Raw genomic sequence first — 13,632 nt, forward strand, 5'->3', positions numbered from 1 at the left:
AATATATAACCTTAATAATACCAAAATATTTTAGAAGATCGATAAATGGCATTTCAAAATCTGCTATTTATTTTCTTCTGGTGCCAATAATAAATCGGCGAAGTCCAAAGGGTCTTGGGCTTTATCTACGTTAAAATCACCTATTTTGGTTCTTCTAAGGGTCGTTAAATGTGCTCCGGAGTTTAATGCTTTTCCAAAATCGTGCGCCATAGACCTTATATATGTTCCTTTGCTGCATGCAATTCTAAAATGCACGTTCAAGTTGTCTATGTCGGTAATTTCAAATGCACTTACATGTACCTTTCTTTTTGGAATATCTACAGTTTTACCTTCTCTTGCCAGTTCGTACAAACGTTTACCATCTTTTTTTAATGCGGAAAAAACAGGCGGGGCTTGTTCTATTTCACCAATAAATTCATGGGTGGCAGCTTTTATAAGCTCTGGCGTTATATGATCCGTCAAAAAAGTCTCATTGATTTCGGTTTCCAAGTCATAAGAAGGTGTTGTACTGCCTAAAGTAATTATACCTGTGTATTCTTTTTCCTGACCTTGGAATTCGGTAATTTTTTTGGTGAACTTACCTGTACAAATCACCAAAAGACCTGTTGCTAAAGGATCTAACGTACCTGCGTGACCTATTTTAAATTTCTTTAAGCTGAACTTTTTTCTAATCGCCCATTTCAATTTATTGACCGCTTGAAAAGAGGACCATTCCAGTGGTTTATCGATCAATAATACTTGACCGTTTAAATAGTCTTCTTTGGTCAAATCTTTCATGAATTTGGGTGTTTTTGATGTTTTACGGATTAGTAAATCCGTAAATAACGGCGATCAATCCTACAATAAGACAATAGATGGCAAAATAGGATAACTTGCTTTTACGTACCAATTGGATCATCCAAGTACAAGCGGCAAGTCCCGCAACAAAGGCGGCAATGAATCCGGCACCCATTGCAACGTTGTTTTCCCCGTCAAAAGTTAAGTCTCCGCTCATAAGGTCTTTCGCGATCTTACCAAAAATCAATGGAACAACCATTAAGAAAGAGAATCTTGCGGCTTTAGATTTGTCTACGCCTAAAAGAACAGAGGTAGAAATAGTAGCACCACTTCGTGAAATACCGGGTAGCATAGCTATGGCTTGAGAAATGCCAACTATAAATGCATTTCCAAAACTTACTTTTTTATCGGTGTCTTTGGCTTTATCGGCAAAATATAAGAGTACAGCGGTAATGATCAACATAAAACCTACGAACCTTATATTGCCGCCAAAAAAAGCTTCTAATTGCTCTTCAAAAAACAGACCTACAAATACTGCAGGTAACATAGAGACAATTATTTTAGCAGAGAATTGGCTTTCTTCGTTCCATTTAAATTGAAACAAACCACTTATAATTTCCCAAATATCTTTTCTAAAGACTACAATGGTACTTAGTGCGGTAGCAAAATGAAGTACAACGGTGAACAATAAACTTTCTTCCTGTACAGAATTATCACCTAAAATAGCTTTACCCAATTCTAAATGACCACTTGATGAAACAGGTAAAAACTCGGTCAATCCTTGTATGATACCGAGTATAATAGCATCTAAAGTATCCAATTAATTTTTCTTTTTGTGTGGGTTCAACAAAATGGCATAAATTTCTATACCTAAGCCAATAAGCACTAAAGTAGGGGCAAGTCTTATTCTTCTAAAATTATATATTTCAGGGTTAAAAACGTTGGGGTCATCGCTGCCGCCACCGCTCATTAAAATAAATCCTATTGCAATACAGGCAAGTCCAATGAACATGAACATGTAATTCTTCTTTTGAAAAATAAATTCCTGTTTAGGTTGCTGTTCAATTTTGTTCTTTTTACTCATGCCGCAAATTTAATAATATAATTCGTCCGTTCTAAGGTTTAAGAAGCGCTGGGTGGCGAAATAGGTGCTAATGAACGAAATAAGTATACCCAGTAGAAAAACGCCTATAAATAAGGTGACTAAAATATAAGGTTCTTCTAGTAACCCTAAGTCTTCAAAATTAGTATTTACATAGTATACGACACCACCAATGGCCAACAATGCAATAGTAGCACCGATCATACCTAATTTAATATTTTGCCATATAAATGGTCTACGGATAAACGTTTTGGTAGCACCTACCATTTGCATGGTCTTTATGATGAATCTTTTTGAGTAAATAGAAAGGCGTATGGAGCTGTTGATCAGCAATACGGCAATAAAGGTGAAAATGGCGCTAGCTACTAAAATCCAGAAACCTATCTGTTCTACACTTTTTGCTACCATACTAACCAGCACCCTATCATAACTGACCTCGTCAACGAAACTTTTTTCAGAAAGTGTTGCGGCAATCTCTTCAACTTTTTCTGCGGTAACAAAATCAGCGTTTAGCTTTATGTCTATCGAGTTTTTAAGAGGGTTGTAGCCTAAGTAGTCTACAAAATCTTCCCCAATTTCTTCACTGTGTTGTTTTGCAGCTTCTTCTTTAGAAACATAGGTAGAAGACTTGGTGTATTCTGACATTGCCAAGGTTTTTTGAAGTTGTTCCACTTCAATTTCCTTGGTATTTTCTTTTAGAAATACAGAAATGGTAATCTGCTCTTTAGAGCGATCTGCCATTTTTTTGGTGTTTAAAACCAGTAGTCCTAAAATTCCCAATAGGAATAAGACCAATGCAATACTTAACACCACGGAAAAGTACGAGGAGATAAGTTTGCGTCTTTGATAATTTTCGAAAGAATTAGCCATAGTGCTTAAAAGTGCAGTAAAAATAGCAAAGTAAAGTGAAATGGTACTTAAAAAAATAAGCCTTAACGTTTTAAACTAAAGTGCCCCTTAAATTGAGCCGTGTCTGCTTCAATTAGATACCAATAGTCATCTTCTGGCATATCTTCTCCATTAAAGGTGCCATCCCAAGAGGTGGCGTTTGTGTTCCCAAATTTTATAAGCTTGCCATAACGATCATAAATAGAAATGGTGATGTTGCTAAAAGCCTCTAATCCGTCAGGTTCAAAAAAATCGTTGAACGTATCTCCATTAGGGGTAAAGAATTTTTGAATCACCAGATGATAAAAATCTTGGGTTACTACGCCACAATCTGTATTGTCCCGCACGTAAATAGTATAAAATCCACCTTCAACAGCATCAAAAATGGGGTTTTGTTGAAATGAAATTCCGTCTAGGGAATATTCAAAATTTCCATCGTTAATTGTAGTTATGCGTATTGATGCTCCATCGGATATAATGTTGTCTATTCTGGGAAGATCTATTTGTTCCACATTAAAATTTCGAATGGTAGAGCAACCATTTGCATTGGTAATGAACACATTGTAATCGCCCGGTGTGATAACATCAATTTGTTGTGTGGTTTCACCCGTGTTCCATTGATAGGCGACATTTTCAACCTCGGCATCTAAAGTGGTAAAAGAATCTTCACATAAAAATGTGCTCATGTCATCTGGTGCTATTGGTAAGGGGTTTACGGTGAGCGTTACTGCTGTTCTTGTGGTAGATGCACATACTATTTCAGTTGAGTTTGCTTCGGCATAATACGTGCCGCCGACACCAATTTCTAAATTTTGGCTATTGGATAAAATTAAATTTCCATCGGTAGGGGCGTCATACCAATTAACCGTGTAGTTATTTTGGGTGGCTACCGATAATATTCCCAATTCTCCTTCACAGACCATAATGTCCCCGTTACTTGTTGGAGCTGCTGGTATAGGTAAAACGGTAATATCAAAAACATCGGACACCACATTGCAAAGATCGTTATTGACATTGACTACATCTTCGGCAATTTTTGTTCTGAAATAGGTAGTTGTGGTTACTAATGGGGTATCTAAAATAGCACTATTCTCACCAGGAATATCTGCCCAGTTTTGTTGGTCCGTACTTTGCTGCCATTGATAGGCGTGTGTGCTAAAAACAGAAGAATCTGGTGTAGCCGTAAGTGTTCTTGAGACTCCGCCTTGGGTTTCACATACCACTAAACTTACTTCATTAGATGGTGTTGAGACCGTAACGTTGTCTCCGCATGATCTAAATAAAATGTCATCTATGGCTAAATCATTGCCACAACCGCCATTACTATTGTTTCTCATCTTTAAAATGACAGATGTTTGGCCTGGCTCGGTTTTAAAAACCAAGGCATATTGGTTCCACTCGGTGCTGCCGGTGTTGAAAATATTTCCTGTATCACCTTGGGCTAGAAGATTAGTGTCCGTTTCGTCCCAAATTTGAAAACGAACGTTAACGGGTATACTGTTGCCTTCGCAGCTATTTGCAGGTTGAAGGTTAATGAGCCAAGAAGAAAATTCATAGGTAGTGTTTTCACATAATCCCGTAACCTGACGTTGATAGAACTCCCCGGCAGTAAAACTGGCATTGACGATAAATGCTTTTCCATTGGTGTCTCCAGGGGTATGATCCTGTAATGATAGCCAATCAAAGTAATTTGTGGTGCTAGAAATAGTATAATCCCCATCATTAGGGGTAAAGGCGGTAAAGTTATATGTGGTTGTGCCAGCGGGCAAAGCTGGGCCGTTATTTGTCCCGGCACCAAAATCTTCTGTAAAAATAGGGTCGCCAGAATTGCCACCGCAAAATCCTAATTGGGCTTTCATTTCTATGGAAACCAAACAGAATATGAAAAGTAAAAAGACTAATTTTTTGGGACACATTAATTTCACGATTGTAAGATACCAAATTTAGTCAATAGGCAATAGTTCTATAGTTTGTAGAAGTAAAGCTGTTAATTAGCAATATCTTTTTAACTCTCAACGATTCAACCTATTTTTGCGACTTACAGAAAAGAAGTAACTATCATGCAATACAATTTCAACGAAATTGAGGCCAAATGGCAAAAATACTGGGCAGAAAACCAAACATTTAAAGCAGAGAATAATTCTGAAAAGGAAAAATTTTATGTGCTGGATATGTTTCCTTATCCTTCTGGTGCGGGACTCCATGTTGGTCATCCGTTAGGGTATATTGCCAGTGATATTTATGCACGTTACAAAAGACATAAAGGTTTTAATGTATTGCATCCGCAAGGGTATGATTCTTTTGGGTTGCCTGCAGAGCAATATGCCATACAAACAGGTCAGCATCCTGCAATAACCACTGCAGCCAATATTAAAACATATAGAAGACAATTAGATCAATTAGGTTTCTCTTTTGATTGGAGCAGGGAAGTAAGAACTTCTAGTCCTGAGTATTATAAATGGACACAATGGATATTCATTCAAATATTCAATTCTTGGTATAATACCGATACGGATAAGGCGGAAGATATAGATACTTTAATTTCAGTATTTGAGGCAGAAGGCAATGCCAATGTAAATGCGGTTTGCGATGATGACATTGCTATTTTTTCTGCGGAGGACTGGATCAATTTTTCTGATGTTGAAAAGCAAGAAATTCTTTTAAAATATAGATTAACGTACTTAGCGGATACCGAGGTAAACTGGTGCCCGGCATTGGGTACGGTTTTGGCAAATGACGAAATAGTAAACGGAGTGTCAGAACGTGGTGGCCACCCTGTGGTTCGTAAAAAGATGACCCAATGGAGCATGCGTATATCTGCCTATGCACAACGTTTGTTAGACGGACTGGATAAGATAGATTGGCCCCAGCCCTTGAAAGATTCGCAAACGAATTGGATTGGAAGAAGTCAAGGTGCATCGGCTATTTTTAATGTGAAAGACCATGATGAAAAAATAGAGGTTTTTACCACAAGACCCGATACTATTTTCGGAGTCTCTTTTATGACGTTGGCTCCAGAGCACGAATTGGTTGGTAAAATAACTAAGGCGGAGCAGAAAGCTGAGGTAGAGGCATATATTGAGGCAACGGCAAAACGCAGCGAGCGTGATCGTATGGCAGATGTAAAAACCATTTCCGGTGCATTTACAGGTGCCTATGCAGAGCACCCATTTACAAAAGAGCCTATTCCTATTTGGATCGGTGATTATGTATTAGCGGGTTATGGAACAGGCGCGGTAATGTCCGTACCATGTGGTGATCAGCGCGATTATGATTTTGCAAAGCATTTTAATATTGATATTCCTAATGTATTCGAAGGTGTAGATATTTCTGAGGAAGCTTTTGCTGATAAGGAAAAAACGGTTATTGCAAATTCTGATTTCTTGAACGGATTACCGTATAAGAAAGCCATGAAATTGGCAATCTATGAGTTAGAGAAAATAGGACATGGTGAAGGAAAAATAAATTATCGTTTGCGCGATGCTGTTTTTAGTCGTCAAAGATATTGGGGAGAACCTTTCCCTGTATATTATGTAGATGATATGCCGCAGATGATTGCAAAAGAACATTTGCCAATTGAGTTACCAGAAGTGGAAAAGTATCTACCTACTGAAACTGGTGAGCCACCATTAGGTAACGCTGAGGTGTGGGCTTGGGATACCGTTGCTAATAAAGTTGTCAATAATAGCGAGATAAATAATACCACTGTATTTCCATTAGAACTGAATACCATGCCGGGTTGGGCAGGTAGTTCGCAGTATTTTAATAGATATATGGATCCGCATAATAGCGAGGAGATATTTTCTAAAGATGCTATTAACTACTGGCAAGATGTAGATTTATATATAGGTGGTAGCGAGCACGCAACAGGGCATTTGTTATATAGCCGTTTCTGGCAAAAATTCATGTTCGATAAAGGTTTGGTACCTAAAGATGAGTTTGCTAAAAAACTGATCAACCAAGGAATGATTACGGGGACTAGTGCTTTTGTATTCAGAATAGTACCTGTTTTTAAGTATAATAACGAAGAAGTTCCGTTAGGTGGAGTTGTGTTGTTCCTTTCTAGAGGGCAAATTAATAAAGGAAAAGTGGAAAATGAAGAAGTTACTGAACTTGTTAAACAAAAATGGGATGAGTTTGTAAATTCTTTAGTTAAATCAGGTGAGAGATATGAAGAATTTAAGGGGATTAGTTCAAAACTTGATAAGGGAAAAATTTGGGTTGATACTAATTTAAACAATGTTCAAATACTGCATGCCGATGTTTCTCATGTGAATTCATCAAATGAACTTGATATAGAATCTTTTAGAAGTTGGCGAGAGGAGTATAAGTATGCAGTTTTTATAGGAGAAAAAGGAGAGATTATAAAAGATGAAAATGATAAGTATTTAGTAACTCGCGAAGTCGAAAAAATGTCCAAATCCAAATACAACGTAGTAAATCCAGATGCTATTTGTGAAGAATATGGTGCAGACAGTTTGCGTTTGTATGAAATGTTCTTAGGTCCGTTAGAGCAATCTAAACCTTGGAACACGGCAGGTATTACTGGAGCACATGGTTTTTTAAAGAAACTGTGGAAATTGTACACGCCATTTTTAGATGAAACTGCGATTGCTGAGCGTAGCCGAAGTGAAGAAGAGCCTTCTAAAGAATCTTGGAAAACATTGCACAAGACCATTAAAAAGGTAGAAGAGGATATTGAAAACTTCAGTTTTAATACATCGGTATCTACTTTCATGATCTGTGTAAATGAACTTTCAGCTCAAAAATGTGTCAGCAGAAAAGTGTTGGAGCCATTGGCAATATTGGTATCGCCATATGCGCCACATATTGCGGAAGAATTGTGGAGCAAATTGGGTCATTCAGATTCTATTGCTACGGCACCATTCCCAAAATTTGAAGAAAAGTATATCAAGGAAAGTGATAAAGAATATCCGATATCCTTTAACGGTAAAATGAAATTTACCATGCAGTTGTCTTTAGATTTAAATAAAGACGAAATAGAGGCGGCGGTTATGTCACATGAAAAAACCCAACAACAATTGGCAGGGCGTACTCCTAAAAAGGTGATTGTAGTACCTGGTAAAATTGTAAATATCGTTGGTTAATTCTTAGGTAGTATAACTAGAAAAGAGGCAATGGGAATTGCCTCTTTTTTTTGCGTTAAATATTCATCAAGGTAATAGCTAATTTTTGAAGTTTAATTGAATAATTCATCACAAAATGAAATGCACCCCCTAAAAAATAGGGGTATAGTGGTTATAAAATGATAATTATGACATGAGACCCCTGTGTTTTATCGAATTATTGTTTGATATATGACTAATTAGTATCAATTTTGCAGAGTAATATAAAATGATAAATCATGATTGTTGGTATTCCAAAAGAAATTAAGAACAATGAAAGCAGGGTAGGTATGACGCCGGCCGGTGTTTTCGAATTGGTAAAGAACAACCACAAAGTATATGTACAGTCAGAGGCTGGTGAAGGCAGTGGTTTTTTCAATCAAGATTATCAACAAGCTGGTGCAATTATTCTTGATACGATCGGGCAGGTATATGCCATGAGCGAAATGATCGTAAAGGTCAAAGAGCCTATAGAAGAAGAGTACGATCTAATTCAAGCAGGGCAAATACTATTTACATATTTTCATTTTGCATCTAGTGAAGCATTGACAAAGGCAATGATCAAACAAAAAGCCATTTGTATAGCGTATGAAACCGTTGAAGATGAAGAAGGGACTTTGCCACTTTTAACGCCCATGTCAGAGGTTGCAGGTAGAATGGCCATACAACAAGGTGCAAAATATTTGGAGAAACCTGTAAAAGGACGTGGAGTACTTTTGGGAGGTGTTCCAGGTGTTGCTCCAGGTAAGGTTTTGGTATTGGGTGCAGGTGTAGTGGGTATACAAGCTGCTAAAATGGCAGCAGGCCTAGGTGCGCATGTTACTATTTTGGATATTAACATGAAGCGCTTGCGTTATGTAAATGATGTAATGCCGCCACATGTGGTAACAGAATTCTCAAACGAGTTTAATATTAGAAAATTAATTAAAACGCACGACTTAATTATAGGTGGTGTTTTGTTGAAAGGTGCTAAAGCTCCTAATTTGATTACTAGAGACATGTTGAAAGAAATGAGACCAGGAACTGTAATCGTGGATGTTGCGGTAGATCAAGGCGGATGCGTTGAAACTACCAGGCCTACCACGCATGAAGATCCTATTTATATCATTGATGATGTGGTGCATTATTCTGTAGCTAATATGCCAGGTGCGGTACCTTATACGTCTACCATGGCATTGACCAACGTAACTTTGCCTTACGCGTTAAAGTTGGCTAATTTAGGTTGGGAAGCAGCCTGTGAAAAAGATGCATCTTTACATAAGGGATTAAATATTGTAGAAGGCAAAGTGGTATATCAAGAGATAATGGAAGCTTTTGGTTGGGAAGAGATTGTAGCCTAATCTGTACAAATTGTCAGTAAAATATGCCTCGTCATATCCGAAAGGAATTTGGCGGGGTTTTTGCTTTTATACATGTAGATTCATAATTAAGTATGAATCTTTAGTATATTTAATCGATTTAAAATTAGAAAAGTTATGATGGGATATTATATATTGATCGGGGCTATAGCTTTGGTCAGCTGGTTAGTTAGTAATAAATTAAAGAGTAAGTTCAAGCATTATTCTAAGGTGCATTTGCAAAATGGAATGAGTGGTGCCGAGATTGCTGAAAAGATGTTGGCGGATCATGGCATACGCGATGTAAAAGTGGTATCTACTGCTGGTATGCTTACAGATCACTACAACCCAAAAAATAAAACGGTCAACTTAAGCGAAGGTGTGTATAATCAAAGAAATGCTGCTGCAGCTGCGGTGGCCGCTCACGAAGTAGGGCATGCCGTACAGCATGCACAAGCCTATGAGTGGTTGGGTATGCGATCAAAATTGGTGCCTATTGTTAGTGTAACCTCTGGGATGTCTATGTGGGTTGTGTTTGGTGGTTTGGCATTGGGTGCCGCAGCCGGTGTTGGTTTTGGTTATTGGGTAGCTGTTGCCGGTCTAATAATGATGGGTATGGCAACACTGTTCAGTTTTGTAACCTTGCCTGTTGAATATGATGCAAGTAATAGGGCATTGGCATGGCTTAAGAATAAGAACGTTGTTACTCCACAAGAGTATGAAGGCTCAGAGGATGCTCTAAAATGGGCGGCACGTACATATTTAGTTGCTGCTATTGGGTCATTGGCAACTTTGGTCTACTGGGGGCTTCAAGTATTTGGAGGAAGAGACTAAACGTAAAGTATAAGTATAAAAAAAGGGGAGCTTACTTTTGTAAGCTCCCCTTTTTAAGTTAAATGAGTTATTTATTTAATACGCTCATCAATTAATTTAAGGGCAATTCCTTCTCTACCGATTACTTCAAATAGGTCTAGAATATCTCTCATAGATTTCTCTTCTTCTAATTGTTCTTTTACAAACCACTGTAAGAAATTCTCAACAGCAAAATCTTCGGTCTTTTTCGCCAAAGAAATGATTTTGTTGATCGAATTGGTTACGGCAATTTCTTGCTCTAATGCAGTTTCAAAAATTTCCTCTAAAGAAGAGAAGTCATGATTTATATTCGATATTTCCGGTGAAATTGCATTGCCACCACAATCGTTGATGAATTTGAAAATTTTCATCATGTGTTCACGTTCTTCATTTGCTTGTCGGTAGAAAAATTCTGCACTACCGGTATATGAATGCTGATCACACCATGATGCCATTGCTAAATAAGATGAAGAAGCCTTGCCTTCCATCTGTATTTGGTCATTAAGGGCATCTAAAGATGTTACCTTAATACTCATGTTTAATCTCGCTATATCTTTCATTTCTCTTAAAATTTAGTATAAAAGTAACGACTATAATATGAATTATAGTATTTGGGTCTTAATTTGAATTTGATTTAAGACCAATTATAAATAAGAAAACCGGGTAAACTTTAAGGTGTGGTTACTATGTGGTCTATATCAAGCGATATAAAACTATAGTCTACCAACGTTTTTAAGTCTAAAAGCTCAATGGTATTTAATATGAATAAGTGCTCTTTGTTGCAAAGCATTAATACTTCAAAACCATGTTTGTTAAGGTCAGAATCAAAATGATTTTCTATTGAAATATTTTGCACTTTGTTGCGTAGGGCAAGCAACTGGCAAAAAGATAGTTTAATGGTCTTTTGGTTCATGTCAAGGTAATGACATTTCTCTTTATCGGATTGATAAAGCGTATAAAATTTAGATTGAAAAACCACTTTCATAGGGCAAATCTAAAGCTTATTTAGATTAAATCAAAATATTAAATAGTGATTTGCCTGTCGATCTGTTGTGCCAATGAAATAAAGGTTTCTGTTCTTGAAACTCCCTCTATTGCTTGAATTTCCTTGTTTAACACTTGCATTAAATGTTCGTTGTCACGACAAAGTACTTTAATAAGAATAGACCAGTTTCCGGTAGTATAATGGCACTCTAACACTTCGGGTATTTTTTCAAGTTGTTTTACTGCCATTGGGTTGCTCATAGCTTTATCTAAATAAATGCCAATATACGCCATGGTAGTATAACCCAATGATTTAGGATTGACAATAAATTTAGAACCTGATAAAAGTCCAGATGCTTCTAGTTTTCTTAGTCGCTGATGTATTGCCGCCCCAGATATGCCAATACTTCTAGCAATTTCTAGTACTGGTTTACGAGCGTCTTCCATTAGAAATCGTAAGATCTTTTTGTCAATTCCGTCAATTTTAGCCAAAGAAGTAGGTGTTTTCATATATCGTTAAATCAATAACCCCAATCCATAGAATAGATTGGAGGTGAGCTTATGAATATGTTTATTATTTCAAGGAAAGCCTTAAAGAAATTGCATCTTCAATAAGGAATCAAAACATAAATGTACTTATTTGGTTTCAGAATGATAGTTAAAATACCTTATGTAATTACAGAATTGGGGTTGTACCCTAAATAAGGTACCTCATATTCCTTGAAATTTACACCATAAGTTTCCAGTTCCTTCAATATAGGTTCATAAACCTCTTTAGAAATGGGTATTTGAACTCCCGGTGTTGTTATTTCGCCATTAAGTATTTTTAATGCTGCCATGGCTACGGGTAAACCAACTGTTTTTGCCATGGCGGTAAAGGTTTGGTTCTCACCTGTTACCACCAATTTAGAATCAATTTGTTTTTTTTCTCCATCTAATTCATAACCAAATTTATGGTACATAACGATCATATCTTTTTCTTCGGCTTTAAGTGTCCAGCTATCTTCAAGAATTTTTTGAAGTGCTTGAGCTGGGGTGGCGTTTGGTATACCTAGTACTTTAGTTTGATCAAATATGTTGAGTTCAAGTAATTTATCCCATCTAATATCATCTTGGTCAAGTTTTAAGTAATGTCTTAGTTTAAGTTCTACGGAATCTGTAGGAGAATAAGGAAGAAATAGGTTAATGAATTCCCTGTAACTCATGTTTTCTGAGTTCTCAATGGAGTAAGTGTCATCTGTAACCCCTAATTGTATAAACATGTTCCATGCTTTGGAAAACCCTACACGGCGCATGGTACCTCTATATATGGTTAGGGCGTCTTGTAATTGGTAAGCTTCTCTATAGTTCAGTGAATCACGGTTGGCATAACCTTCAAATCTTCCGTAACCTTCAATTTCAAAAAATTCTGTTCTTCTAAAAAGTCTGTGGTAAGGTATGTATTTATAGGTGCCTTCCTGTATAAACTTAGCCGTGCCACCTTGTCCTGCGAGCACTACATTTCTTGGGTTCCAAGTAAATTTATAGTTCCATAGGTTGTTATCATGTTCAGGGGCAACAAGACCGCCACAAAAAGATTCAAACAGTATAATTTTGCCTCCTTTTTCACGAATACGGTCTATAACTTGCATGGCACTCATATGATCAACCCCTGGATCTAAACCTATTTCGTTCATAAAAACCAATCCGTTTTCCTTTACCTTATCATTTAAGCCCAATAATTGAGGGCTAACGTAAGATGCTGTGACTAAATGCTTCTTCAGTTGAACACAATCTTCTGCAACCTTAATGTGGAAATGGGCAGGTAGCATAGAAATAACCAAGTCAGAAGCTGCAATAGAATCCTTTCGCTCCGTTTCATTAAAAATATCTAAACCAATAACGGTACAATGGCTATGATTGGCAATAGATGTTGGTATGGCAGCGGGATTTATATCGCCAATAGTAATATGTAGATTTTCTGTGGTTGCTTTGCCTAATAGGTAGTCTAATAAATAGGAGGTAGATTTACCTGCGCCTATAACAAGAATTTTTCGCATCATACGATTTCAGTATTTTTGATTGGTAAGGATTTACTAAGGTATCAAATTGTTACATTTATAAAAAAAGTTATAGTTAAAGTTATGAAAAAAACAATTTTAACAACTGCATGCGTATTTGGAATGCTGGCGGTGGTGTTTGGAGCTTTTGGTGCACATGGGTTGAAGAAATTGGTAGATACCCAAGCAGTGACGACGTTTGAAACCGGGGTAAGGTATCAAATGTATCATGCTTTTTTCTTATTTGCGCTTGGTCTGTTGCCAAAAGAATTTCTAAAGTCAGAAAAAACAATTTATATATGCACGTTTATAGGAGTGCTATTGTTTTCATTCTCCATATACCTGTTGTCTTTGAATTCGCTATTTAGTATTGACCTCAAGGTAATTGGACCACTAACACCGATCGGAGGACTTTTCTTGATAGCGGCATGGTTGATCTTGGGTTATAATATATTAAGGTCTAAAATTGTGAAATAGCCGGCTAAATAGCTCTAGTTAGTTCTTAAATAACGTATTTTCAACCCGTT

The 13,632-nt window shown here is 37.0% G+C and carries 13 protein-coding genes; 4 read left to right on the forward strand and 9 right to left on the reverse strand.

The features are described 5' to 3' along the window. Window positions 1–63 precede the first annotated feature (63 nt). From truB to B2Z27_RS19160, 5 genes are all read right to left on the reverse strand, one after another. On the reverse strand, window positions 64–777 hold the full coding sequence (gene truB / locus B2Z27_RS19140; protein ID WP_074670274.1) for a tRNA pseudouridine(55) synthase TruB: 714 nt from the start codon (window positions 775–777) through the stop codon (window positions 64–66). A gap of 22 nt (window positions 778–799) precedes the next feature. Next, complete coding sequence (locus B2Z27_RS19145) at window positions 800–1,597, reverse strand: undecaprenyl-diphosphate phosphatase (RefSeq protein WP_058104916.1); 798 nt, start codon at window positions 1,595–1,597, stop codon at window positions 800–802. Further along, complete coding sequence (locus tag B2Z27_RS19150) at window positions 1,598–1,861, reverse strand: DUF3098 domain-containing protein (protein WP_286814873.1); 264 nt, start codon at window positions 1,859–1,861, stop codon at window positions 1,598–1,600. 9 nt (window positions 1,862–1,870) lie between these two features. Continuing rightward, window positions 1,871–2,749, reverse strand: a complete 879-nt coding sequence (locus tag B2Z27_RS19155) for a cell division protein FtsX (protein ID WP_286814874.1) — start codon at window positions 2,747–2,749, stop codon at window positions 1,871–1,873. Window positions 2,750–2,811: 62 nt separating this feature from the next. Continuing rightward, window positions 2,812–4,626 carry a T9SS type B sorting domain-containing protein gene (locus B2Z27_RS19160; RefSeq protein WP_286814875.1) on the reverse strand — a complete coding sequence of 605 codons (1,815 nt, stop codon included), beginning with the start codon at window positions 4,624–4,626 and terminating at the stop codon, window positions 2,812–2,814. A gap of 201 nt (window positions 4,627–4,827) precedes the next feature. Between B2Z27_RS19160 and B2Z27_RS19165 the strand changes: the two genes are divergently transcribed. The 3 genes from B2Z27_RS19165 (at window position 4,828) to B2Z27_RS19175 (ending at window position 10,064) form a co-directional block, all read left to right on the forward strand. After that, window positions 4,828–7,875: a leucine--tRNA ligase gene (locus tag B2Z27_RS19165; RefSeq protein ID WP_286814876.1), complete on the forward strand. Its 3,048-nt coding sequence runs from the start codon at window positions 4,828–4,830 to the stop codon at window positions 7,873–7,875. A 257-nt stretch (window positions 7,876–8,132) separates the two neighbouring features. Next, entirely contained in the window at window positions 8,133–9,233 is a 1,101-nt protein-coding gene (ald, locus tag B2Z27_RS19170) for an alanine dehydrogenase (RefSeq protein WP_071340510.1), read from the forward strand. 135 nt (window positions 9,234–9,368) lie between these two features. Then, a complete protein-coding gene (locus B2Z27_RS19175) occupies window positions 9,369–10,064 on the forward strand; it encodes a zinc metallopeptidase (protein ID WP_071340509.1) in 696 nt (231 codons plus the stop codon). A 71-nt stretch (window positions 10,065–10,135) separates the two neighbouring features. Here the strand turns inward: B2Z27_RS19175 and B2Z27_RS19180 are convergent, their stop codons facing one another. The 4 genes from B2Z27_RS19180 to B2Z27_RS19195 all read right to left on the reverse strand — a co-directional run bounded on the left by B2Z27_RS19180 (window position 10,136) and on the right by B2Z27_RS19195 (window position 13,108). Then, window positions 10,136–10,642, reverse strand: a complete 507-nt coding sequence (locus B2Z27_RS19180) for a ferritin (protein ID WP_058104923.1) — start codon at window positions 10,640–10,642, stop codon at window positions 10,136–10,138. 110 nt (window positions 10,643–10,752) lie between these two features. After that, window positions 10,753–11,067 (reverse strand): hypothetical protein, encoded by a 315-nt coding sequence (locus B2Z27_RS19185; protein ID WP_286814877.1) that lies wholly within the window; start codon window positions 11,065–11,067, stop codon window positions 10,753–10,755. Between the two features lie 38 nt (window positions 11,068–11,105). Continuing rightward, a complete protein-coding gene (locus B2Z27_RS19190; RefSeq protein WP_071340506.1) occupies window positions 11,106–11,576 on the reverse strand; it encodes an Lrp/AsnC ligand binding domain-containing protein in 471 nt (156 codons plus the stop codon). Between the two features lie 158 nt (window positions 11,577–11,734). After that, window positions 11,735–13,108, reverse strand: a complete 1,374-nt coding sequence (locus tag B2Z27_RS19195) for a saccharopine dehydrogenase family protein (RefSeq protein WP_286814878.1) — start codon at window positions 13,106–13,108, stop codon at window positions 11,735–11,737. An 81-nt stretch (window positions 13,109–13,189) separates the two neighbouring features. On the opposite strand from B2Z27_RS19195, the gene B2Z27_RS19200 reads away from it, so the two are divergent. Beyond that, a complete protein-coding gene (locus tag B2Z27_RS19200; RefSeq protein ID WP_286814879.1) occupies window positions 13,190–13,582 on the forward strand; it encodes a DUF423 domain-containing protein in 393 nt (130 codons plus the stop codon). The last annotated feature ends 50 nt before the right edge of the window (window positions 13,583–13,632 follow it).

Source organism: Maribacter sp. UBA3344 (genome assembly GCF_002362375.1).
In the GTDB taxonomy this organism is placed as follows: Bacteria; Bacteroidota; Bacteroidia; order Flavobacteriales; family Flavobacteriaceae; genus Maribacter; species Maribacter dokdonensis.

Excerpts from the sequence above, each read along its gene's own strand:
- B2Z27_RS19180 (WP_058104923.1), bottom strand. The coding sequence starts at position 10,642 with ATGAAAGATATAGCGAGATTAAACATGAGTATTAAGGTAACATCTTTA.
- B2Z27_RS19185 (WP_286814877.1), bottom strand. The coding sequence starts at position 11,067 with ATGAAAGTGGTTTTTCAATCTAAATTTTATACGCTTTATCAATCCGAT.
- B2Z27_RS19195 (WP_286814878.1), bottom strand. The coding sequence starts at position 13,108 with ATGATGCGAAAAATTCTTGTTATAGGCGCAGGTAAATCTACCTCCTAT.
- truB (WP_074670274.1), bottom strand. The coding sequence starts at position 777 with ATGAAAGATTTGACCAAAGAAGACTATTTAAACGGTCAAGTATTATTG.
- B2Z27_RS19150 (WP_286814873.1), bottom strand. The coding sequence starts at position 1,861 with ATGAGTAAAAAGAACAAAATTGAACAGCAACCTAAACAGGAATTTATT.
- B2Z27_RS19190 (WP_071340506.1), bottom strand. The coding sequence starts at position 11,576 with ATGAAAACACCTACTTCTTTGGCTAAAATTGACGGAATTGACAAAAAG.
- ald (WP_071340510.1), top strand. The coding sequence starts at position 8,133 with ATGATTGTTGGTATTCCAAAAGAAATTAAGAACAATGAAAGCAGGGTA.
- B2Z27_RS19160 (WP_286814875.1), bottom strand. The coding sequence starts at position 4,626 with ATGAAAGCCCAATTAGGATTTTGCGGTGGCAATTCTGGCGACCCTATT.
- B2Z27_RS19200 (WP_286814879.1), top strand. The coding sequence starts at position 13,190 with ATGAAAAAAACAATTTTAACAACTGCATGCGTATTTGGAATGCTGGCG.
- B2Z27_RS19155 (WP_286814874.1), bottom strand. The coding sequence starts at position 2,749 with ATGGCTAATTCTTTCGAAAATTATCAAAGACGCAAACTTATCTCCTCG.
- B2Z27_RS19165 (WP_286814876.1), top strand. The coding sequence starts at position 4,828 with ATGCAATACAATTTCAACGAAATTGAGGCCAAATGGCAAAAATACTGG.
- B2Z27_RS19175 (WP_071340509.1), top strand. The coding sequence starts at position 9,369 with ATGATGGGATATTATATATTGATCGGGGCTATAGCTTTGGTCAGCTGG.